A 21467-nucleotide genomic window follows, 5' to 3' on the forward strand; every position below is an offset into this window, starting at 1 on the left:
GCCGTTGCGGAAGTCAAAACTGGCCAACTGCGTATCGACAGACATCCGGGTGTAGGATGACACGAACTTTGCCATTTTGACGTAAACTTTGTCACAAAGGCTGGTTCTGTCGAAGAGATGAACTTTCCGGACGCCTCTGGTGTCCGGAAACCCCTTAAGAACAAAGGGTGAATACGGTGGCTTTCAGGGGTTTGTTTGTTGGCATCGACAGGAATCAGTCGCCGGAGATCCGCGACTTGTCCTGCGCGGCTCGCGACGCCACGGCACTGGAAGCGACGTTTGCAGACACCCTCGGCGGCCACACGGTTCTCCTTACTGATCAGGATGCTTCGCTCGCGAAGATTGAGGCCGAGCTCGAAACGCTCTCCCATTGCGATCCGGACGACACCCTCGTCATCGCCTTCTCCGGCCATGGTTCGGAGACGCATGAGGTGATCCTCCACGATACCGGCTATGACGACATAGCAGCCACTTCCATTCCGCTCGACCGTCTTCAGGCATGGTTCTCCCGCATCCCGGCGCGACGCGTCATCCTGTTTCTGGACTGCTGCTTCTCGGGCGGCCTCGGCGCGAAGGTTCTGCAGGTGCCAGCCATTCCGCGCAGCGTCGCCTCGACGGAAGTCCATCTTCGGCTGGCGATGGCCGTCTGATATTTACTGCATCGGGGGTGCAGGGAAGAGGCATGGGAATTTTCGAGCCACGGCCACGGGCTCCTCACATACTATCTTTTGGAAGCGCTTCCCTGTCTTCACAGATGCCGAGCGAGAGATCATCCGCGAAGCGCAGGAGGCGATCGACAACGGGTCGGATCCGCAGGAGGTGCGGCGCTGGGCGCGCGAGCAGATCGAAGCGGAACGCCAGCGGGTCGAGGAGGAGACGCATGCAGTGCCGGTACCGAACACGCGGACTGACGGCAATGTTTCGGTAAAAGGGCGCCGCCGGCGTCGACGCAACTGCCGGCTACGGAAGTACCGAGAAGGTTGCGCAGATGCGCTGCCCTATACGACCCCCCATCACGTTGTCCCAGACAGGGCGTTTCGCACACCTAGCGGAACCCTCTATAAGGGCGGGGTGCCGCATGCGGACGGCTACAGTATTTGCGTTGAGGGAGCTACTCCAAAGTTTTCTGGACCCGATGCCAACGAGCACGGCTTGATTCACGGGATTTATAATGCTGATACCAGGCGTGTTCAGTGCGACCAAGACGATTGCGGTGTCCCCCTTCATCGGGAAAGACATCGAGCGCGCACGAGAGCTCGCGGACGAGCTCAATTCACGTCGGAACGTTCTCGCGGGAGAGCTTGCTGTCGCTGATCCTGATGCGGTGGTGGAGAGAATGAAGAAGAGGCAAAGTCGCCGGTCCTGGGTCATCATTCTCATCATCATGGCATTTTCGATTTTCGGTGGATTTGTCGAACGCGACGTCTATGCGCTCTGGCCAAATTGAATTCTGCGCAGATTCGACAGCGGTCATGGCCCTTCCGTGCTGAAGGCCTATCTCCGGTTTCGCTCCTGCCAGCGACCGACGCGCTGAATGGCTCAATTGAGCCCATTGCTGCTGCTCGTCGATACCGCTCGGGATTTCCGGTGCTGGCCCCTTTTGCGGACATTGAACACGAATACGGGAAGCGATCTCAAGTCTCTTCCGAAGTCATTGCTTTCGCCAGCTCGCCGATCATTGAACGCAACCACCGGTGGGCCGGGTCGTGGCGGTAGCGAACGTGCCAGGCCATCTGCACTGGAAACGTGCCGAGGTCGACCGGCGCCGGCAGCACCTTCAGCCGCGGATCCCGCTCGAGACTTCGACAGATGAGACGCGGCAGCGTTGCGCAGTAATCGGTGACCGCAAGCATCTCGGGCACGGCAAGAAAGTGCGTCACAGAAACGGCAACCTCCCGCTTGAGGTTCTGTTGCTCCAATGCCTGAAAGAGGCCGGCGCGTAGCCGACCCGGCGGGAGCACGTTCACGTGCTTGAGCCGCTCATACTGTTCTCGGGAAATACGGTCTTGAACGTCGGGATGGTCGTTGCGCACAACACAGGCGAGGCCATCGTCCATGAGATGCTGGACGACGAGGTTGTCCGGCGGATCGACGATCCGGCCAAGCACCATGGCCGTGGTACCGGAAATGACGCCGGTGTCGGCGAGATCGTTGCCGAATGCTGTCATGCGGAGCTTGATACCCGGCGCCAGCTCACGCGTCCTCGCGACGAGGGCCGGCATCAACACAAGCTCCACGTAGCTGTTCGGGGCGAGCGTGAACAGTCGTTCGGCGTTTGCCGGCTGAAACTCCTGCTGGTTCAAGATAAGATCGTCCAGTTGCGCCAGTGCTGCCTCGATTGTCGGAGCGATCTCCTCGGCCAGTTGCGTCGGCTTTATGCCGTACCTTTCCCGGATGAACAGCGGGTCCCGCAGGGTGTCGCGAAGGCGGTTCAGCGAATTGGACAGGGCCGGCTGGGTGATTCCCAGTCGCGCTGCTGCCCGTGTCACGCTCCGCTCCTCCATCAGGGCCAGGAAAACCGGGAGCAGGTTCAGGTCGTATCTCATCGAGATGTAATCTCATATGAATATCTAAATTCAAAGAAGTAAATTTCTGAAATATGTGGGCAGGTGCCATTATCAGCTCGACAAGCCCATGTGGCTGATCGAGCTCCAAGTCCAACCGCTACGGCGGCTCGCCGCGCGGCATCACCTGAGGAAAGGATCCGACAATGAAAGTCCTGATGGTACTCACCTCCCGCGACACTCTCGGTAACACCGGCAAGAAGACCGGATTATGGCTCGAAGAGCTGGCAGCACCGTATTACGTCTTCAAGGACGCCGACGCCGAGATCACCCTCGCCTCGCCGAACGGCGGCCAGCCGCCTCTCGACCCGAAGAGCGACGAGCCGATGTTCCAGACCGACCTTACGCGGCGCTTCAATGCAGACGAGGTTGCCAAGGCGCAGCTCGCAGAAACTGTGCGCCTCGACAGCGTCGATGAGAAGGACTTCGATACGGTCTTCTACCCCGGCGGCCACGGCCCGCTGTGGGATCTGGCCGAAGATCCGAATTCAATCAAGCTGATCGAAACCTTCATCGCGGCCGGCAAGCCGATCGCCCTCGTCTGCCATGCGCCGGGCGTCCTGCGTCACGTGACCAATGCCGACGGCACCCCGTTTGTTCAAGGACGCTACGTCACCGGCTTTACCAACAGCGAGGAAGAGGCTGTAGGTCTGACGAAGGTCGTGCCTTTTTTGGTCGAGGACGAGCTCGTCGGCCTCGGCGCGGTCTTCTCCAAGGTCAAGGACTGGGGCGTGCACACGGTCGTCGATGGCCAGCTCATCACTGGTCAGAACCCGGCGTCATCGAGTGAGGCAGCGGAGGCGCTTGTTGCCGCTCTGGGCCAGGTGAAGACCAGGACCGCCTGAGCGGGCTTAAACATCGTGATCTGCCGACGGCTAGTGTCGGCGGCAAATCGCTTCAGAAACCGGAGTTTGCCATGTCCGCCCCTATTTCAACGATATCGCTGACGGACGCCCGGCAGATGATCGAGAGGTCCATCGCCGCCCGCGCGCTGGATGTTCTCTGCTCAATTGCCGTCGTCGATTCGTCTGGGCATCTCATGTCCTTTGTTCGCCAGGACGGGGCGATGGCAGGGTCAGCGGAGCTTGCCATCGACAAGGCCTATACCGCTCAGATCCTCAACAACCGGACAGACGCGCTCGGTGCACTGGCCCAGCCTGGCGCCGAACTCTACGGCATCCAGCATTCGCATGGTGGAACGGTCGTGGTTTTTGGAGGCGGCATTCCCATCCGGTTTAAAGGGCGGCCGATTGGCGCAATTGGCGTGAGCGGCGGGACTGTCGCTGAAGACATCGCCATCGCCGAGGCTGGATCCGCAGCCTCCTAATAAGTGCCGGCGAGCATCTGTCGCCGAACCCGCGCTCAGTCATCAAACCAACCACTCGCTGCGCTTCGAGGACTGGACATCCAATCAGGGCTTCGTGCGCCCTGCGAGTGGGTCGTCAATATAGGGAGAAAGCCAATGAATGGAGGAGCTGATTGCGATAAGGAAGAGGACCGCAAGTCCTCTGAATTGACCATGGCGGTCGCCATCACCTGTGTGGTGGTGGTCGCTATCGACCTGCGACCGGCTATTGTGTCGGTCGGTCCTCTTCTTCCGTCTATCCAGGACGAGTTTGCGATTTCGAACGCACAGGCATCGCCTGGATTGCGCCCATGCATATCGAGCGCGGCACGAGCGCCGCGGATGCGGCGTTGCTCCTCGCCAGTTTCACCGCTGCATTCATGATCGCAAACCCCCTTGCCGGTTTCATCAGTCGGAACAACGATCGGCGGCGCCTGATTGCCCTGTTCGCGTCTACGTCTCTCTTCGGTATCTTGGCGATTGCTCTCATGCCGCAGACGACGCCGTATCTTTTCATTCCCTTGATCGCCTTTGGCGTCGGAGGCTCCTTTAACCGACGGGGATGGCCTGCTCATCGAATGCAGCGAACAGGAAGCCGGCATTGAGATATTGCTGCAGCTCGCCGTCGCTACTGGCCGCCGCTTCACCACTAACAGCGTCGGCTGCACGCAGCGTTTCAAATGAAGCTAGTTCTATCGTGCGTAATGCCGCAAAATGATCCCGGTTGGCTCGTCCGATACGGAAACTCACGTCGACCTCATCTACTTGGATTTCTGAAATTCTACCCAAAAGTGCGGATTCCAGGGATTAACCGGACGGGATTCCGATCAAAGTCCGGACAGCGTTGGAGTGCACCCCCAGACTGAGACAAGGAAAATCGCGGACAGTTTCCCCGCAAGGAGAGGAAACTGGGGCATGGCCGGACGGCAAAGAGTTATTGATGAGGACCAAAAACTGGAGCTTCTCCAGCGCATGGAGGCGGGTGAAACCGTCAGCAAGTTGGCAGATGAGGTTGGCATCAGTCGCCAACGTCTTTACGAGTGGCGTGATCAGCTGAGGCTTCATGGTAATCTGAAGTCACGTCGGCGCGGGCGGCCGGCCAGATCGACAGCAGGAGTTGACGGGGACTTGCAGCTGCAGAGCGCCGTCGAACAGCCAGCGCCTCAGGAAAAGGCACTGACCAAGGCCAGGCGCCGGATCAGGGAATTGGAGCAGAAAGTCGGGCAACAGCAGCTCGATCTCGATTTTTTTCGCGAAGCCTTGCGGCACTTCGAGGAAGATCAGCGTCGGAGCAGCGCTCCTGGCGAAACGGGATCTTCAAAGTCATCGAAAAGATGACAACCGGCCTGTCGCAAGGCGAATTCAACATCGACCGAATGTGCTGGCTCGCGGGCGTCAGCCGCGCGAGTTATTACCGTCACTGGCTGGATTCGGCCCCTCGTCGGGCCGAAACAGGTTTGCGAGACCTCATTCAAAAGATGGCTCTCGGCAACGCGCACTACGGTTACCGCCGGATCGGAGCCCTGTTGCGTCGGGAGGGGTGGCAAGTCAACCACAAGTGCATTCTACGCATCATGCGTGAAGACAATCTGTTGTGCCTGCGCGCAAGACCCTTTGTTCCTACAACGACCAACTCGAGGCATGGTTGGCAAGTCGTGCCGAACCTCGCCAGGGGCATGATCCTCAATGGGGTCAACCAGCTATGGGTTGCCGATATCACCTTCCTTCATCTCGCTGAGGAGTTTGCATTCCTTGCCGTTGTGCTTGACGCGTTTAGCCGCCGGGTGGTCGGATGGGCATTGGATACGCATCTCCGAGCAAGCCTTGCGATCGAAGCTCTCGAGATGGCTATCACCGATCGCCAGCCCGTGGCCGGGAGCCTCGTGCATCATTCCGATCGCGGCGTTCAATACGCGTGCGGAGCCTACTCCGAACTTCTGCATCTTCACGGCATCCAGGCGAGCATGAGCCGTGTCGGAAATCCTTATGACAACGCGAAAGCGGAGAGCTTCATGAAGACCCTGAAGCAGGAAGAGGTGCAAGGTCTCGCCTATAGGGATGCAGACGATGCTCGCCGGCGCATCGGCGCTTTCATCGATACCGTTTACAACACGCAGCGCCTGCACTCGGCGCTCGACTATCTCACGCCGGAGGAATACGAACAGAAGCATTCAGGTGGACGACGGATGGAAAAGGCGGCATAGCTGAACACGGGAAACTGTCCGCGATTTTCCTTGTCTCAGTCTGGGGGTGCACTCCAGCGTTCCGATCTGAAGCCGGACAGCATTCCGATCAATTACCGGACGGTTTTTCCGTCCTGACGATGCCTTTGGGTCAGCAACCTTGGCATGAAGCTCCTCTGTATCCACGAGGGGAATTTCATGCCGTCAAAGAGAAGGCTGACCATGCGACACATACGACAGATGCTGCGGCTCTCTGCTGGCGGGACAAGCGTACGCGAGATTGCGGTGGTGCTCGGGATTGCCCGAAGTACGGTTCAAGATAATCTCGATCGGGCCAAGGCCGCCGGGTTGAGCTGGCCTTTGCCGGGAGAACTGACAGACGATGCTCTGGAGCATCGTCTTTTCATCCGCGCCGGCGTCAAACAGGGCCAACGGCGACGCCACGAACCAAACTGGGCGGAGCTTGCCATCGAGCTGAAGAAGCCCGGCGTGACGCTGTTGATCCTCTGGGAGGAATATCGCGGCGCACACCCCGACGGCTACGGCTACAGCCGTTTCTGCGAGCTGTTCCGTGGTTTCGAGCAGCGCCTTTCGCCGACAATGCGCCAGGAGCATGCGGCCGGCGACAAGGTCTTCGTCGACTATTCCGGCAAGCGGGTGCCGATCGTCGATCGCAAGACTGGCGAGATCCGCGAGGCGGAGTTGTTCCTTGGTGTGCTCGGCGCGTCGAGCTACACCTTCGCCGAGGCCACCTGGACCCAGACCTTGCCGGACTGGGTCGGCTCACACGTGCGCATGTTCGCCTTTTTCGGCGGTGTGCCCCGCCTGGTCGTGCCCGACAATCTGAAGTCCGGCGTCAGCCGCGCCAGCTTTTACGATCCCGAGATCAACCGCAGTTACGGCATGATGGCGTCTCACTATGGTGTCGGCGTTCTGCCGGCGCGGCCGCGGCGTCCGAAGGACAAGGCCAAGGTCGAGAACGGTGTGCGCTTCGCCCAGAGCTGCATTCTCGGTCGCTTGCGCAAGCAGACTTTCTTCTCGCTCGCCGAGGCCAATGCCGCGATCACCGAGGTGCTGGAGCGCATCAACAATCATGTCATGCGCCGGTTGGGTGTCAGCCGCCGGCATCTCTTCGAGACGGTCGAACGCGCGGCGCTCGCAAGCTTGCCCGCCGAGGAGTACGAGTTCGCTGAATGGCGCTTTGCGCGGGTCTCGACGGACTACCATGCCGAGTTCAAGACCTTCTTCTATTCCGTCCCGCACGCGCTCATTCGCCAGCAGGTCGATATCCGGGCGACCGCGCGGATGATCGAGATCTTCCACCGCGGCAAACGCGTCGCGGTCCATCAGCGCCGCTATGGCGGGCCGCGCTATGGAACAGACCCTGCGCACATGCCGAGCTCCCACCGCCGATACGCCGAATGGACGCCGGAGCGATTCCGGCGCTGGGGCGCGTCCATCGGTCCGCAGACCGAAGGGTTGATCGTCGCCATTCTCGCCAGCCGGCCACATCCCGAGCAGGGCTTCAGAACCTGCCTCGGCATCCTGCGCCTCTATCGCGACCTCGGCCGCGAGCGCGCCGAGGCCGTTTCGGCACGGGCCGTCGAGATCGGCGGCCTGACCTGCAAGACGATTGCCTCGCTCATCGCCACCCACAAGGCCACCAGACCCACCGAACCCGCCGCCGTCATGGAACACGCCAATCTGCGTGGCCCCGGCTACTTTCATTGAGGAGACACCAATCGATGCTGACCAATCCGACCATCGACATGCTGCGCGAACTCGGCCTGACAGGCATGGCCAGTGCCTATCAGGAACTCGAGACGCAAACGGAAGCGAGACACCTCGAGCATGGCGAATGGCTTGCACTGCTGCTCGAACGCGAAGCGACCACACGCCGCCAGAAGCGCTTCGAGGCGAGAGCCCGCGCCGCAAAGCTGCGCCATGACGCCCAGATCGAGAACGCTGACTTCCGCGCCGCCCGCGGCCTGGACCGCAATCTCTTCATGAAGCTCGCCGGCTGCGACTGGATCTCTCAGCGCCATAGCCTGCTGTTGATCGGACCCGCCGGCGTCGGAAAGAGCTGGCTTGCCTGCGCGCTCGGAAACAAGGCATGCCGCGAGGACTTCTCCGTCGCCTATCACCGACTTCCAAGGCTGTTCGCCACTCTTGCGCTCTCGCGCGGCGACGGCCGATATCCCAAGGTGCTCAAGGCGCTCGCCAGAACCGACCTGCTCATCCTGGACGACTGGGGTCCGGAAAAGCTCAACGACGAGCAGCGTCGTGATCTCCTGGAAATCGTCGAGGACCGATACGAAAGGCGATCGACCATCGTCACCAGTCAGGTGCCCGTCGATCACTGGTACGACATGATCGGCAATCCAACCATCGCCGATGCGATCCTCGACCGCCTCGTGCACAACGCCTACCGCATCGAACTTTCCGGCGAGAGCTTGCGAAAGCAGCGTCAAACACCATCCGCCGCTTGACCGCGCGACAATCACGAGCCATTCAAAACAACGACCCAGAGGCACACCGACTGTCCGGCTTCAAATCGGAACCGTGTCCGGCACGAGATCGGAATACCTGGAGTGCACCCCCAGACTGAGACAAGGAAAATCGCGGACAGTTTCCCGTGTTCAGCTATGCCGCCTTTTCCATCCGTCGTCCACCTGAATGCTTCTGTTCGTATTCCTCCGGCGTGAGATAGTCGAGCGCCGAGTGCAGGCGCTGCGTGTTGTAAACGGTATCGATGAAAGCGCCGATGCGCCGGCGAGCATCGTCTGCATCCCTATAGGCGAGACCTTGCACCTCTTCCTGCTTCAGGGTCTTCATGAAGCTCTCCGCTTTCGCGTTGTCATAAGGATTTCCGACACGGCTCATGCTCGCCTGGATGCCGTGAAGATGCAGAAGTTCGGAGTAGGCTCCGCACGCGTATTGAACGCCGCGATCGGAATGATGCACGAGGCTCCCGGCCACGGGCTGGCGATCGGTGATAGCCATCTCGAGAGCTTCGATCGCAAGGCTTGCTCGGAGATGCGTATCCAATGCCCATCCGACCACCCGGCGGCTAAACGCGTCAAGCACAACGGCAAGGAATGCAAACTCCTCAGCGAGATGAAGGAAGGTGATATCGGCAACCCATAGCTGGTTGACCCCATTGAGGATCATGCCCCTGGCGAGGTTCGGCACGACTTGCCAACCATGCCTCGAGTTGGTCGTTGTAGGAACAAAGGGTCTTGCGCGCAGGCACAACAGATTGTCTTCACGCATGATGCGTAGAATGCACTTGTGGTTGACTTGCCACCCCTCCCGACGCAACAGGGCTCCGATCCGGCGGTAACCGTAGTGCGCGTTGCCGAGAGCCATCTTTTGAATGAGGTCTCGCAAACCTGTTTCGGCCCGACGAGGGGCCGAATCCAGCCAGTGACGGTAATAACTCGCGCGGCTGACGCCCGCGAGCCAGCACATTCGGTCGATGTTGAATTCGCCTTGCGACAGGCCGGTTGTCATCTTTTCGATGACTTTGAAGATCCCGTTTCGCCAGGAGCGCTGCTCCGACGCTGATCTTCCTCGAAGTGCCGCAAGGCTTCGCGAAAAAAATCGAGATCGAGCTGCTGTTGCCCGACTTTCTGCTCCAATTCCCTGATCCGGCGCCTGGCCTTGGTCAGTGCCTTTTCCTGAGGCGCTGGCTGTTCGACGGCGCTCTGCAGCTGCAAGTCCCCGTCAACTCCTGCTGTCGATCTGGCCGGCCGCCCGCGCCGACGTGACTTCAGATTACCATGAAGCCTCAGCTGATCACGCCACTCGTAAAGACGTTGGCGACTGATGCCAACCTCATCTGCCAACTTGCTGACGGTTTCACCCGCCTCCATGCGCTGGAGAAGCTCCAGTTTTTGGTCCTCATCAATAACTCTTTGCCGTCCGGCCATGCCCCAGTTTCCTCTCCTTGCGGGGAAACTGTCCGCGATTTTCCTTGTCTCAGTCTGGGGGTGCACTCCATACCTGTCCGGCTTCAGATTGGAATAGCCGTCCGGCATCATCGGAATACGCACAAAAGCGTTTTAGGAATGCCGAGTTCGCAATCCAACGGTAGTTGCAACCTTTTCCCGGACGTCGAGATGTGAAGCGCAACGTTATTTCACGCCTCCTTGTTGGAGGGCATGGTCACCTCGCGGCAATTTCGAACGCCAAGTGATCGGGCCGGAGCGCAGTTAGCACCTCCTCGGCGTTGAGGATTTCGCTGGGCGCGTGTGCTCCTGCATGGCTGAACTGCCGGCCGAGAAGACGCTCGACGACCTCGCACACGAGCGGTGCGGTGAAGGCGTAGATGTCCTGTCCCCGGGCGACAGTCCGTCGGCTGGCTCCTTCGCGCCTCGCGACAACTTCGACGACGAACTGTTGCGCTGAGCGCCCGGTCGGGTCCGCCGCCTTCGGAGTGGGCGTTGCCTTGTCGCGAATGTCGCTGAGAGCGACCGCGCTCAAATAGGTGTGGAGCTCTGCTGTCTTCACGTGCCGAGAGATCAGAACGATCTCCGAGAAAGGCATTTCGCTGACGATCTGACTGCCCAGCCCGGACCCGAATTCCCAATGCTTCTGCGCAGGCGGAAGAACCAAGGGACTGAGGCGGCCCTCGGAGACAACCATGCGCGTTGCCTTGTTCCGTTCACCGGTAACGCGGGTGCCGCGCGTCGGGTGCCAACTGTCGAGGCCGATCAAGATGTCAATCGTGTCCGCAGACGTCCAGTCTCCCAAGGTGGCGGTGACCAGCAGATCGGCGAACCCGCCGTAGAATCCCATACCGGGAATGATGGCGATGCCGGCTTCGCGCGCAGGCTCATCGAACTTCTCGAGGGTCGTTCTGACGCTCGGTTGCTCGGCGCTGACATCAACATAGTGGATTCCCGATTTCACCGCTGCAGCGGCAAGCGCGTCGGCGGTGTCGAGAAATGGCCCTGCGCAATTGATCACGGCCCCTGCGCCGGCCAATGCCCGCATCAGCGACCCCTCATCGCCGACGGTCGCTGGGCGGCAGAGCACGTCCGGCTCGCGAAAGTTCGCCGCTGCAAACGCCTCGGCACTGCGGGCGATTGCGATCGGCCGAAGCCCGCGGCGCAGCAATTCTGCGACCACGAAGCGGCCGGTATGCCCTGTTGCTCCAAATACCGCCACCGCCCCAGAAGCTACCATCACATTCTCTGACATTACGCCCTCCGTGCTACAGACCTGTCTGTTACAAGCACTAGTACATACAGGTCTGTAGCGCGTCAAGACCTTCCGTGCTATATCTGCCGGACAAAGTGGAGGCCTAAGCATGTCGAGAACCGCGTCCATCCCTGCCGGCCAAGGCGCCGACGTCCGCAACAGGATCCTGGAAACCGCGTCAGAGCTTTTCTACAAGCAGGGCGTTCGGGCGGTAGGTGTCGACCTGGTGGTCGAGAAAGCCGGCGTCGCGAAGACGAGCCTCTATCGTCATTTCGGCACAAAGGACGATCTCGTTGCCGCGTTTCTGGAGCGCGAAGACCGGGACTTCTGGGGCCAGTGGGACAGCGTGGCAGCGCAACATCAGGACAACGCCAGGGCGGAGTTAGACGCCCATCTGGGCTGGATCGGCGAACGTGTCGGACGGCCGCACTACCGAGGCTGCCCGCAGATCAACGTCGCCGCCGAATTCCCTGAAACAGACCATCCCGCGCGCAAGATCGCCGAGGCCCATAAACGCGAGATGCGGCGGCGGCTGAAAGTGATCGCGGAGCGTCTCGACGTGGCTGCGCCCGATGAACTTGCGGGTCAGCTCGCGGTTCTCATAAATGGCGCCTTCGTCAGCTCACAAATTTTCGAATCGGGCGAGGCCACGCCGTTGCTGCGGCGCGCGGCCGAAGCGTTGATATCCGCTGGCGAAGCATCCAGGTCGGGCCGACGGCAGTAACTCCGCCGCTTCGGAGCGTCCGCCATGCACCGACCCAGAGCGGCCCTTAGGGCGCATAAGGCCGCCGCATGCGACCCCTCTGACGTTTCTCTTACCTCGCGACCAGCCATCTTCCTTTGGGGCCGGAGCTTGTGATCTCCTCGCGATCTCAGTCGCTGATGTGGCGATTTCCGGAAGGGTTCGCGACCGGGCCATCATTATTCAGCGGAAGACCGGCCGACCCGTGCAATTCGAACTGACCGATCAAACGCGGGAGGCTATCGCTGCCTGGATTGGACGTCGCAAGCTTGGTGGACGGGATTACCTGTTTCCCAGCCGCGTGCACACGTTGCCGCATCTGTCGACGCGGCAATATGGCAGGATCGTCGAACGGTGGGTGTCCATCATCGGGCTTGATCCCAAGCGCTACGGCACGCATTCGATGAGGAGGGCGAAGGCGGCGCACATCTACAAGAAGACCGGCAACCTGCGCGCCGTCCAGCTCTTGCTCGGCCGCAAGAAACTGGAGAGCACCGTGCAGTACCTCGGAGTCGAGGTCGACGACTCCCTAGGCATTTCTGAGCAAGTGGAACTGTAGCACTCAAGCGCGGCGCCTCGCTTCGAAGCGCCGCGCGCTGGCCTGCTGAGGCGAAAGTCGACCCTGAGCCGATACTCGTCCATAGCACTCGGAATTTCCGCTCTTGGCGAGCAAGCCAACCGTCACGTTACGCGCGACCGACCGCTCGCCACCGGGCAATAATCATTCAAAAAGGAAAGCCGGCGGCTTGCCGGCTTGTGCGGAGAACAACATCTGCCTCTGGGATTGGCGACGCAAATGGTGCAATCGCCGGACCCCGATAAAGCGAAGGCTACGCCGCGCAAAGCCTCGCCTCACGACGCAGCAGCATGCCGCAAAGATCACGCGGCTCGTCGGGGTCCGCCAGCAGATCAAGATCGACATAAAGCCCGGTTTCTTCAAGCTTGCTGCGCACATAGCGCAAGACAGAAAGCCCGGAGCGGTAGTAGGGACCGACGAAAGCTTTGTGTAACTGAGAAACCGAACGTAGTTCTGGCCAATACGGCTTAAAACTGGCCATAGTTGAAGCTGAAATTGGCCTAGAGAATACGCGAGAAAAACCCAAGAGGGGCAGGTCTGCGACCTGCCCCTCTTGGCTTTTCTAGGCTAAAAGCCCTGCGCAGAAAGGATGCTACCCCTTTACCGTGAGCACCGGCCGGATCTTGGCGGCCCGGCTGACGATGCCGGCCTCCACCATAGGGTCGACGACGGCCTCAATCGGACGATAAGCGCCGGGCGCCTCCTCCTTAAGCCGACCTTCGAGTTCCGCGACGACATCCGCACGCCCGCGCAAGAGCTGATCGTTCGGATCGACAGGGCCGACGACCCGCAGGCTGGCGTCGAGACGCGCGGCGGACCGGGCCTCCTGCCTCGCGAGGCGACGTCCCGCGCCGTGGGCCGAGGACTGCAGCCCCTCCTCGTTTCCCAGCCCACGCAACAGCCATGTTCCATCGCCCATAGACCCAGGCAGGATGACCGGCTCTCCGATCCACTCGTACGGGCTTCCGCCCAGCGTACCGACGCCTCTGGCGGGGCAGGCCCCCTTCCGGTGTCGAACGACGTCGCCATCCTGCCATACCGTGTTGTGCGGAGCGTCGTAGACGAGCCTGTGTTCGACGTCCCGGCCGATCGTGCGCCTGAGAGCCTCCACCGCCGCAAGACCGATGAGAAAGCGGTTGGCGAAGGCGGCCTTGGCGGCGTTGGCATGGCCGTCGATATACCTTTCGAAGAGGGGTTCGTTCCGTTCGTGGGAGAGAATCCTGTAGTCCGGGACGCCATGTCTGCCGGAATGCAGCGCTTCGCGCACCGCTGTGCCGACACGCTGTCCGAAGTCCAGCGATCCGCTATGAACGATGATCACGACCTTTCCACCGGCTAGGCCGCAGGCGGCGGCGTAGGCGCCGTCCGCAACGCGGTCGACAACCCCGAACTCGACGAAATGGTTGCCGCCTCCGATGGTCCCGAGGATCGCGTCGCTGTAGTCGTCGTCGATCCGCGCATAGTGCTCGAAGCCCGGATCGACAGCACAACTCGCGAACACGCCTGCATCGCAGGTCCTGTCGAGATCGCCCCACGCCGCCTCGAGATCAAGGCGGGACAGGAGGCCTTCCCGAAGAACCGCCTGCCGATCTCTTCCAGTGAGGGCTACGTCCCTGCCGCCCTGAAAGAAGACGTGACGAAGATTGCGGTCCAGCAGTGGCTCGAGATCGTCCTCGGAGACGTTCTCGAGCACGATCATACGCATGCCGCAGCCGATGTCGTTGCCGACGAGATGTGGGAGGACGGCACCGCGCACGTCGGCGACGACTCCCATGGGCACGGGGCGGCCGGGATGAAAGTCGGGCGTCGTCGCTACACGCACGATTTCGGCACCCATCCGCTCCGCTGCTTCGACGCCGGGAAGGGCGGAACAGAGGTCCGAGACGGCACGCGCGCGATGGCGTTCCGGCTCGTCGCGCGCGACGACCGACCTAATGGCGTGTCCTGCGGCGGTGTCGACGCGGATGACGGGGTTTGTGGGGGAATTCATCTTGCTTCTCCGATTGCCATGGGTTCAGCAGCCGCGGCGATACGGATTGGCATGACATTTAGATTGTGAAGGACTCCGCGTCAACGAGTGATTCGAGCGCGTTGATCAAAGCACGCCCACAAAGAATTGTTGGGCAGGAAAGGAGCAAGGCAGCCATGAGGTTTGAACTGACCGCGGGCGGAGCAACTGTCGTGATTGACGCGAGGAACTGCGATTTCTCCGCCCACGTCGAGGGGGACACGGTCGAGCTTAATTGACCGGACGCAAGTCTTTACTTGTGCATCACATAAAGCCAAACCTGTACTCACCCGCGTCACGACCAACCCGCGACTGCGGGCAACGAGGTAATGCCCGATTTCATGGGCGGCATCGATTCCATCATCGGTGACGCATCGGGCTTCCCCGTGACGGCGGTCGACTTCCTGACGCGGATGAGTCGATATTGGTTCTAGCAGTGGCCCACGTCCGCATCGGGCCGAAAGCTGCCAAGTTACTTCGGCAGCTTTCGGCCCGATGCGGACGCGGCACTTCAATTCGCGTTCGAAGGCCAAAGCCGGGTGATCAGGTCAATCGTCTACTACGGCCCGTCTGACGACATGGGACGGCTTCACGAAGCCGAGTATTTGACCGTTACGCCGCGCTGCCGAAAGTAGGCCTGCATTAGCTTCCTGCCAGAACGGTTGCTCTGAACGAGCCTAGCCGGGTCAAAGACGGCCTCTTTCAACCCCTCCCGCGTCAACGCTGCCTTGAGAGTCGCGATATGCGCGTCGATGTCGGCATTGTCCGCTTGGAGCGATTCATAAATACGGTTTGTTGCATCTGCGACGGTCGGTTCGCTCACCATTGCACTCCTGTTGTTGTTTGGCTGGCGCTTACCACATTTTTCGGCTTGACCCTAGAGGACGCTCTGTCTCCAACCGAATGACGTCATCGCGATGGACTTCTTCGATAATGGGCAACCGACCGGATTGCGCCAATTGCAGTCATTGCTCCACAAATCTGGTACGGTTTACGGGGGCTCCGAAATAGGATCGTAGAATGCTGTACATCGGCTTGGCTGACAGGGACGAGATCGCCAAGGTGCGTCGCGCCATCGAGGAGCGCGGCCTGACATCTCATATGAATGACACCAAATGGCGAGCACTCTGCACGGCCATAGCCCAGGAACTTCCGTTCCCACCACCCTATCAAGTGAAACTCGTTCTCTCAGAGACGGCCGATCCGGAGGTGCTTGAGGCGGCTCCTTCATATTGGGGTGATTGGGCAAGAACGCCTGAAGCGTCGATGGGTATTTTCATCGAATGGCTCAAGGTTGCACCTAGAGTAAGCGTGCACATGGGACAATTGGTGGCTCCCCGCGTTGACGACTGCTCAGCACCATTGCGCGACATTCTAAAAGGCTTGCGTATCCCGTTCAGCGAACAGAATGGCTTCTTCACTATCTACGGGCACACTGCTAGCGTAGCCATCCGGTGAAGGCGCTATGATTTCGCCTGATGGAATGCCCACGTTCAGCGAACGCGCTGTTTAGCCGGATCGGGAGATTTGGGTTGAAAGCTGCTTGTCCGCCGCCGTGGACGGAAACGGACAAGCAGCCACAGAGGTTCGCTATTTCAGGGGCAGGAAGAGCTCTGCCACCGCCGTATTTTCAGGTGCTTCCGGAAAGAAGGTGAGGCGCTGGCAATACAGGGGGAAATCCCTCGCTTCCTCGCCACTGGCCGGCAGCCAATCGCGATAGAGGTAAAGCGCGGCAGGCTCCAGATCATCAGTATTGCCGATGACTTTCAGCACGGCGCAACGGCCGCCGGGGATGATGCCCGCCTCAATATGCTCTCCTTTCGTCTTGATCGGCTGATCAGTGCTGACACAAAGGTCCAGCCGATACTCGTCCGGAGTCGTCACACGCGGATCGGAATGAAAGATGTTGAAAGTCAAACTGGTCTTCGGATTCAGGCCAGTGGCTTTGCGCCATGCTATGAAGCGTTTGATCGTGTCGCCGATCCTTGCCGGATCACCTCGATGGTTCATAATCGCGACAGGGGTCGGAGACACCTCGCGGATTTCGATGTCGTTGGCTGCAACTGTCCTTTGGATGAGCTTACTCCTTGCTTGGTTGAGAGCGCCGAGGGCGGCAAGCCACGGTTCCCAATCGGGAGATTTCCTGAACTGCGAAGGCGACTGGCTGAACCGTTGCCGAAATGCGCGAGCAAAGGCGTCAGGAGCTTCGTAGCCGGCATCCATCGCTATCTCGGTCACGCTGTCTACTGTAGGATGCCCGCTTCATGCGGACGAGGTGGATATAGCGATGCACAGACAGCCCAAAGGCCGCCGCGAACTGCCGATGGAAATGATACTTGGAGAAGGCGGCCACGCAGCTCAACTCGTCCAGGTCCAGATTGCGGTCGAGATGCTTATCAATGTGATCTAGGACCCGTTGCATCCGGGCATGGTAGTTTCGAAGCGTCGTTGTCATTATCCTGTCCTTACCGTGGCAGGACCAAATAGACCCGCACGAGTGCTGTGCGCTCGACCGATCTTGCGGATTATCAGGCTTGGCTGCTCAGCCATAACGTTTTGAGTTCGCTCCAGCGGTTTTGGGTCGCTGCATCTGCGGCGGCAGCGGCGGGTTGCGGTGCGGAGCCATTTCGACTGCGCAGCACCGCAATACGTCGCGGGTTGACGGTCTGGGCGAACTCTGCAGGCGTCAGCCAGCCGAGGCCAGAGCGCGGTCGGTGATAGTTGTAGCAGCAGCGCCAGCTTGAAAGCGCTGATCGAGCATGGTTCAGAGACGAGAAGAGGTCTCGCTCAATAGCTTGTCGTTCGTTGGATTGCGGGATTGGTGAGGCCGTGAATCGTACCCACGCGGCCAAGCAGTCAATGTAATCTTTGCACCGGCTCATCCAGGAAACTGCGGATGCCGTCACGCTGGACGGTCGCTAAGAATTCTTCAAACGCGTCTCGATCGGTGTCGAAGGTGTCGTTCCAGATCGTCGTGTTCCCTTCCTCGTCGAAGACTTCAAGCGTCCAATCGAGGTTGGTGCCTGCAGGCCGGTAGATGCGCAGGATTACAGTTACGTCATCATCGACGAATTCTCCGGAGAATTCCGAAAATTCAAACTTCTGTTCGGTCTCTGTCATCCTCTTTGTATAGCACACCTTGGTTCGCGAGCGGGCGGTTTTCGGATTGCAATTGCATTAAAAACAGCACCCGAAATAGTGGGCTAGGCATGTTGACGACGGTCACGCCGGCAGCAAGTCGCAGTTGACGCGGTTTCTTTTCCCGTGAACATATGGCGAACGAAAAGTGTTGCTGAGTCGACAAGGTGCCAACCCCACGGATGTTGGATACCGGCTCCACTCCTGCCCGTGGATTCTTACCCGATCGGCTCATTTCAGGTGAAGCGCCGACCGTGATCGGGTATGGAGGGACTCATGACGGAACGGATTGACGGGGGCGAATGAGCACGAGCTATCTTGAGAAGCTGAACGACAGGCAGCGCAGCGCCGTCGAGCATGGAATCGGGCAGGATGATGCCACCGTCGGCGGGCCCCTGCTGATCATCGCCGGGGCCGGTTCGGGCAAGACGAACACGCTCGCCCATCGGGTTGCCCACCTGATCGTCAATGGCGCCGACCCGCGCCGCATTCTGCTGATGACCTTTTCTCGCAGGGCCGCCGCCGAGATGTCGCGCCGCGTCGAGCGCATCTGCGCGCAGGTGCTCGGCGCCAATTCCGCCGTGATGACGGAGGCGCTGACCTGGGCGGGGACCTTTCACGGCATCGGCGCCCGGCTGCTTCGGATCTATGCCGAGCAGATCGGCGTCAATGTGGATTTCACCATCCACGACCGCGAGGACAGCGCCGACTTGATGAATCTCGTGCGGCACGAGCTCGGGTTCTCCAAAACCGAAAGCCGGTTCCCGACCAAGGGCACCTGTCTGTCGATCTATTCGCGGGTGGTGAATTCGGAGACGCCGCTCCACGAAGTGCTCCGCAACTGGTATCCCTGGGTTGCCAGCTGGGAAGAGCAGTTGAAGCAGCTCTTTTCCGGCTATGTCGAAGCCAAGCAGGCGCAGAACGTTCTCGATTACGACGACCTGCTTCTCTACTGGGCGCAGATGGTGAGCGATCCGTCGCTTGCCGAAGACATCGGCAACCGGTTCGACCATGTGCTCGTGGACGAGTATCAGGACACCAACAAGCTCCAGTCCTCCGTGTTGCTGGCGCTGAAACCCGGTGGGCGCGGTCTCACCGTCGTCGGCGACGACGCTCAGTCCATCTATTCGTTCCGGGCCGCGACGGTCCGCAACATTCTCGACTTTCCGGAGGCCTTTTCCCCGCCCGCCGACGTCATCACGCTCGATCGGAACTACCGATCGACGCAGACGATCCTCGCGGCCGCCAACGGCGTCATCGAGCTGGCACGCGAGCGGTTCACCAAGAATCTCTGGACCGACCGGCAATCGGCGGATCGTCCGAAGCTCCTGACCGTGAGGGACGAGGCGGACCAGGCGAATTACATCGTCGAGCAGGTCCTCGCCAATCGCGAATCGGGCATGCCGCTGAAGCAGCAGGCGGTCCTGTTCCGCACATCGAGCCACAGCGGGCCACTCGAGGTGGAACTGACCCGCCGCAACATCCCCTTCGTAAAATTCGGCGGGCTGAAATTCCTCGACAGCGCCCATGTTAAGGACCTGCTCGCCGTGCTGCGCTTCGCGCAAAATCCACGGGACCGCGTTGCGGGCTTCCGGCTGCTGCAGATGCTGCCGGGCATCGGCCCGCAGACCGCCGGCAAGGTCCTCGACGCGATCGCGGCCGATCCGGAGCCGCTGCTGGCGCTCGGCGAAATACCCGCTCCACCGAAGAGCGGGCAGGATTGGAGTTCCTTCGTCGAGCTGCTGCTTGCCTTGGGCAAATCCGGCTCCGTATGGCCTGCGGAGATCGCCTTGGCGCGGACGTGGTACGAACCCCATCTCGAACGGATGCACGAGGATGCCGAAACGCGCCGGGCCGACCTCCTGCAACTCGAGCAAATCGCCGCCGGCTATGCGGGCCGCGAGCGCTTCCTGACGGAGCTGACGCTCGATCCGCCGGATGCGACGAGCGACCAGGCCGGCGTGCCTCTGCTCGACGAGGATTATCTCGTGCTCTCGACGATCCATTCCGCCAAGGGCCAGGAATGGCGTTCGGTCTTCATGCTCAATGTCGTCGACGGCTGCATCCCTTCTGATCTCAGTACGGGCACGAGCCACGATCTGGAAGAGGAGCGACGGCTCCTCTATGTCGGCATGACGCGCGCCAAGGACAGCCTGACGCTGATCGTGCCCCAGCGCTTCTTCACCAGCGGCCAGCACGCGCAGGGGGATCGCCATGTCTATGCGAGCCGGACACGCTTCATCCCGGCGACGCTGCTGCAGTTCTTCGAGAGTGGAACCTGGCCGACCGTCAGCCCGGCCGCTTCCGAGCGCAGCGCGAAGCAGATCCGCATCGATGTCGCGGCCCGAATGCGGGGCATGTGGAAGTAGAAGTCGAAAGACACACACCCTTCCACTACCATGACGCGCGACTGTAAACGTGCGTTCCGAGCAAACCTCGATGACATTCTGTCACCGGCATCAACTTCGTTGAAAATTCTCATTACTTGGATTGTAGCGTGCACTGATACTTCGCTTTTTGTGCAGGCAATCTTGGGTGTCGAGCACTCAGCGATTCCGTCGACCAATGAGCAAATCGAACATTGATCGGTAAACTCGAGGCAGTCCGGATTGGCCGCGATGAAATCTTTCATGCTTTGACCATGCGTATGATTTTCACGATTTAGTTGCGGCAGATTCTCGGCGCTTGCGGAGAATGCGAACGCAGCCGCAAGAAGGGAGGCCACGGCGAGTTGCCGTCTTGCAGATCTCATAAAACTCGCCATTTGAAATCGATCTTCAACATCGTGCAGTTGAGTGACAGCATTGGCGCCGCGCCGACATGAGACAAATCGAGTTCGGTATGAGAAGAGATGCAGCAATGCCTGGAAGCGGGCTTGCGCCGCTTACGCCTCAGATCCCGTTCGTTGGCACCAAAGCAACAGAAGAGGATTGCCGGTGCAGCGCATCGCGAACTCCCTGCCCTCCTCGACGAAGAACGCCCGGCCGGGATCGGCGACAGTCCAGTCGCCGTCATCCGACAGCACTTCCACGCGGGAAAGCGGCAGATAAGCGGTCGGGAATTTTCTCCGGTGGTCGGGAAACCGGCTGTAAGGCCCCATGACGGTCAGGCCGATATGGACGTCGTCGCGGTCCTCGATGCCACCCGGGCCGATGATGGATGCATGGGCATGGTCGCGCGCGAAATTGACGCTGGCAAACGGCCCCGATCTCGAACGGTACCAGCGCAATTCCGGCGCGATCGCCAGGATCGCATCGGCCATGGCGCCGATCGTTCCACCGAGCCTGGTTGCTTCCGCCAGCGTTTCGGCCAGATGTTCGGCAGCCGGCAATATATTGCCGCCGGCGCTGTAGAGCGATGACGGTTTCATCAGCGTGTGGAAGATCTTTCCGGCAACGTACTTCGCCATCACCGGTACGTCAGGGGCGAGAAAGAGGTTCGCCGCGACATTGATCACAGTCTGCAGGTTCTTCGGGCGGCTTCCCCAGACCATGATGGGCGCCCTGCCGACCGGCGACGGATCGCAGCTGAAGTTCGAGCGCGCTCTCGAGGCCTGACGGATGGTGCCGGCATCAGGATTGCGATCAACCGCGACAGCTCTTCCGCCTCGGCGCTCTGGCTCTTTCATTTCCGTTTGCCCTCATGCGACGGGACGTCCAGTTCGACGCCTGACCACCCGTGCGTATCGACATTGCATGGATGAAG

General features: G+C 60.3%; 21 protein-coding genes and 3 pseudogenes. 12 read left to right on the forward strand and 12 right to left on the reverse strand.

What is annotated here, in order from left to right; all coding sequences use genetic code 11:
* The first annotated feature begins 236 nt into the window (after positions 1 to 236).
* Together AC4P1R_RS06775 and AC4P1R_RS06780 are read left to right on the forward strand one after the other, a co-directional pair.
* A complete protein-coding gene (locus AC4P1R_RS06775; RefSeq protein WP_492177511.1) occupies positions 237 to 650 on the forward strand; it encodes a caspase family protein in 414 nt (137 codons plus the stop codon).
* Between the two features lie 521 nt (positions 651 to 1171).
* A complete protein-coding gene (locus tag AC4P1R_RS06780; RefSeq protein WP_492177512.1) occupies positions 1172 to 1447 on the forward strand; it encodes a hypothetical protein in 276 nt (91 codons plus the stop codon).
* Between the two features lie 187 nt (positions 1448 to 1634).
* Here AC4P1R_RS06780 and AC4P1R_RS06785 read toward each other — a convergent pair whose 3' ends face one another.
* Positions 1635 to 2546 carry a LysR family transcriptional regulator gene (locus AC4P1R_RS06785; protein WP_492177513.1) on the reverse strand — a complete coding sequence of 304 codons (912 nt, stop codon included), beginning with the start codon at positions 2544 to 2546 and terminating at the stop codon, positions 1635 to 1637.
* A 164-nt stretch (positions 2547 to 2710) separates the two neighbouring features.
* On the opposite strand from AC4P1R_RS06785, the gene AC4P1R_RS06790 reads away from it, so the two are divergent.
* Both AC4P1R_RS06790 and AC4P1R_RS06795 read left to right on the forward strand, forming a co-directional pair.
* Positions 2711 to 3409, forward strand: coding sequence for a type 1 glutamine amidotransferase domain-containing protein (locus tag AC4P1R_RS06790; RefSeq protein ID WP_492177514.1), 699 nt, complete (start codon positions 2711 to 2713; stop codon positions 3407 to 3409).
* A gap of 71 nt (positions 3410 to 3480) precedes the next feature.
* Positions 3481 to 3891 (forward strand): GlcG/HbpS family heme-binding protein, encoded by a 411-nt coding sequence (locus AC4P1R_RS06795; RefSeq protein ID WP_492177515.1) that lies wholly within the window; start codon positions 3481 to 3483, stop codon positions 3889 to 3891.
* Between the two features lie 567 nt (positions 3892 to 4458).
* On the opposite strand, the gene AC4P1R_RS06800 is transcribed toward AC4P1R_RS06795, so the two are convergent.
* A complete protein-coding gene (locus tag AC4P1R_RS06800; protein ID WP_492177516.1) occupies positions 4459 to 4659 on the reverse strand; it encodes a hypothetical protein in 201 nt (66 codons plus the stop codon).
* A gap of 165 nt (positions 4660 to 4824) precedes the next feature.
* Here AC4P1R_RS06800 and AC4P1R_RS06805 point away from each other — a divergent pair, with 165 nt between their 5' ends.
* The 4 genes from AC4P1R_RS06805 (at position 4825) to istB (ending at position 8581) form a co-directional block, all read left to right on the forward strand.
* Positions 4825 to 5247: a helix-turn-helix domain-containing protein gene (locus tag AC4P1R_RS06805; protein ID WP_037426177.1), complete on the forward strand. Its 423-nt coding sequence runs from the start codon at positions 4825 to 4827 to the stop codon at positions 5245 to 5247.
* Complete coding sequence (locus tag AC4P1R_RS06810) at positions 5244 to 6113, forward strand: IS3 family transposase (RefSeq protein ID WP_015633379.1); 870 nt, start codon at positions 5244 to 5246, stop codon at positions 6111 to 6113. The genes AC4P1R_RS06805 and AC4P1R_RS06810 overlap by 4 nt, the downstream gene beginning before the upstream one ends.
* Before the next feature lie 201 nt (positions 6114 to 6314).
* Positions 6315 to 7823, forward strand: a complete 1509-nt coding sequence (istA, locus tag AC4P1R_RS06815; protein WP_127666423.1) for an IS21 family transposase — start codon at positions 6315 to 6317, stop codon at positions 7821 to 7823.
* A gap of 14 nt (positions 7824 to 7837) precedes the next feature.
* Positions 7838 to 8581, forward strand: a complete 744-nt coding sequence (gene istB / locus AC4P1R_RS06820; RefSeq protein WP_003537795.1) for an IS21-like element helper ATPase IstB — start codon at positions 7838 to 7840, stop codon at positions 8579 to 8581.
* Positions 8582 to 8735: 154 nt separating this feature from the next.
* Here the strand turns inward: istB and AC4P1R_RS06825 are convergent, their stop codons facing one another.
* From AC4P1R_RS06825 to AC4P1R_RS06835, 3 genes are all read right to left on the reverse strand, one after another.
* Positions 8736 to 9605 (reverse strand): IS3 family transposase, encoded by an 870-nt coding sequence (locus AC4P1R_RS06825; protein WP_015633379.1) that lies wholly within the window; start codon positions 9603 to 9605, stop codon positions 8736 to 8738.
* Positions 9602 to 10024: a helix-turn-helix domain-containing protein gene (locus AC4P1R_RS06830; RefSeq protein ID WP_037426177.1), complete on the reverse strand. Its 423-nt coding sequence runs from the start codon at positions 10022 to 10024 to the stop codon at positions 9602 to 9604. The genes AC4P1R_RS06825 and AC4P1R_RS06830 overlap by 4 nt, the downstream gene beginning before the upstream one ends.
* A 235-nt stretch (positions 10025 to 10259) precedes the next feature.
* On the reverse strand, positions 10260 to 11297 hold the full coding sequence (locus tag AC4P1R_RS06835) for a saccharopine dehydrogenase NADP-binding domain-containing protein (RefSeq protein WP_492177517.1): 1038 nt from the start codon (positions 11295 to 11297) through the stop codon (positions 10260 to 10262).
* A 109-nt stretch (positions 11298 to 11406) separates the two neighbouring features.
* On the opposite strand from AC4P1R_RS06835, the gene AC4P1R_RS06840 reads away from it, so the two are divergent.
* Entirely contained in the window at positions 11407 to 12021 is a 615-nt protein-coding gene (locus AC4P1R_RS06840) for a TetR/AcrR family transcriptional regulator (RefSeq protein WP_492177518.1), read from the forward strand.
* Between the two features lie 79 nt (positions 12022 to 12100).
* Entirely contained in the window at positions 12101 to 12598 is a 498-nt protein-coding gene (locus AC4P1R_RS06845; RefSeq protein ID WP_492177727.1) for a tyrosine-type recombinase/integrase, read from the forward strand.
* A gap of 271 nt (positions 12599 to 12869) precedes the next feature.
* Here the strand turns inward: AC4P1R_RS06845 and AC4P1R_RS06850 are convergent.
* The 3 genes and pseudogenes from AC4P1R_RS06850 to AC4P1R_RS06860 all read right to left on the reverse strand — a co-directional run.
* Positions 12870 to 13007 (reverse strand): annotated as a pseudogene (locus tag AC4P1R_RS06850) (ornithine cyclodeaminase); the annotation flags it as partial.
* A gap of 201 nt (positions 13008 to 13208) precedes the next feature.
* Positions 13209 to 14606, reverse strand: coding sequence for an RtcB family protein (locus AC4P1R_RS06855; RefSeq protein WP_492177519.1), 1398 nt, complete (start codon positions 14604 to 14606; stop codon positions 13209 to 13211).
* A gap of 607 nt (positions 14607 to 15213) precedes the next feature.
* On the reverse strand, positions 15214 to 15450 hold the full coding sequence (locus AC4P1R_RS06860) for a hypothetical protein (protein WP_492177520.1): 237 nt from the start codon (positions 15448 to 15450) through the stop codon (positions 15214 to 15216).
* Positions 15451 to 15644: 194 nt separating this feature from the next.
* Between AC4P1R_RS06860 and AC4P1R_RS06865 the strand changes: the two genes are divergently transcribed.
* Positions 15645 to 16082 (forward strand): DUF6678 family protein, encoded by a 438-nt coding sequence (locus tag AC4P1R_RS06865; RefSeq protein ID WP_034854827.1) that lies wholly within the window; start codon positions 15645 to 15647, stop codon positions 16080 to 16082.
* Positions 16083 to 16214: 132 nt separating this feature from the next.
* On the opposite strand, the pseudogene AC4P1R_RS06870 reads toward AC4P1R_RS06865, so the two are convergent.
* The 3 genes and pseudogenes from AC4P1R_RS06870 to AC4P1R_RS06880 form a co-directional block, all read right to left on the reverse strand.
* A pseudogene (locus AC4P1R_RS06870) lies at positions 16215 to 17079 on the reverse strand (AraC family transcriptional regulator).
* Between the two features lie 73 nt (positions 17080 to 17152).
* Positions 17153 to 17416, reverse strand: a pseudogene (locus AC4P1R_RS06875) (integrase core domain-containing protein); the annotation flags it as partial.
* A gap of 64 nt (positions 17417 to 17480) precedes the next feature.
* Positions 17481 to 17744 (reverse strand): hypothetical protein, encoded by a 264-nt coding sequence (locus AC4P1R_RS06880; RefSeq protein WP_034854829.1) that lies wholly within the window; start codon positions 17742 to 17744, stop codon positions 17481 to 17483.
* A 320-nt stretch (positions 17745 to 18064) separates the two neighbouring features.
* Here AC4P1R_RS06880 and AC4P1R_RS06885 point away from each other — a divergent pair, with 320 nt between their 5' ends.
* The gene (locus AC4P1R_RS06885) at positions 18065 to 20131 is read left to right on the forward strand and encodes an ATP-dependent helicase (protein WP_492177521.1); all 2067 of its coding nucleotides are present in this window, start codon (positions 18065 to 18067) and stop codon (positions 20129 to 20131) included.
* 515 nt (positions 20132 to 20646) lie between these two features.
* On the opposite strand, the gene AC4P1R_RS06890 is transcribed toward AC4P1R_RS06885, so the two are convergent.
* The gene (locus tag AC4P1R_RS06890) at positions 20647 to 21390 is read right to left on the reverse strand and encodes a dimethylsulfonioproprionate lyase family protein (protein ID WP_069457401.1); all 744 of its coding nucleotides are present in this window, start codon (positions 21388 to 21390) and stop codon (positions 20647 to 20649) included.
* Between the last annotated feature and the right edge of the window lie 77 nt (positions 21391 to 21467).

Source organism: Sinorhizobium sp. Y406 (genome assembly GCF_058732025.1).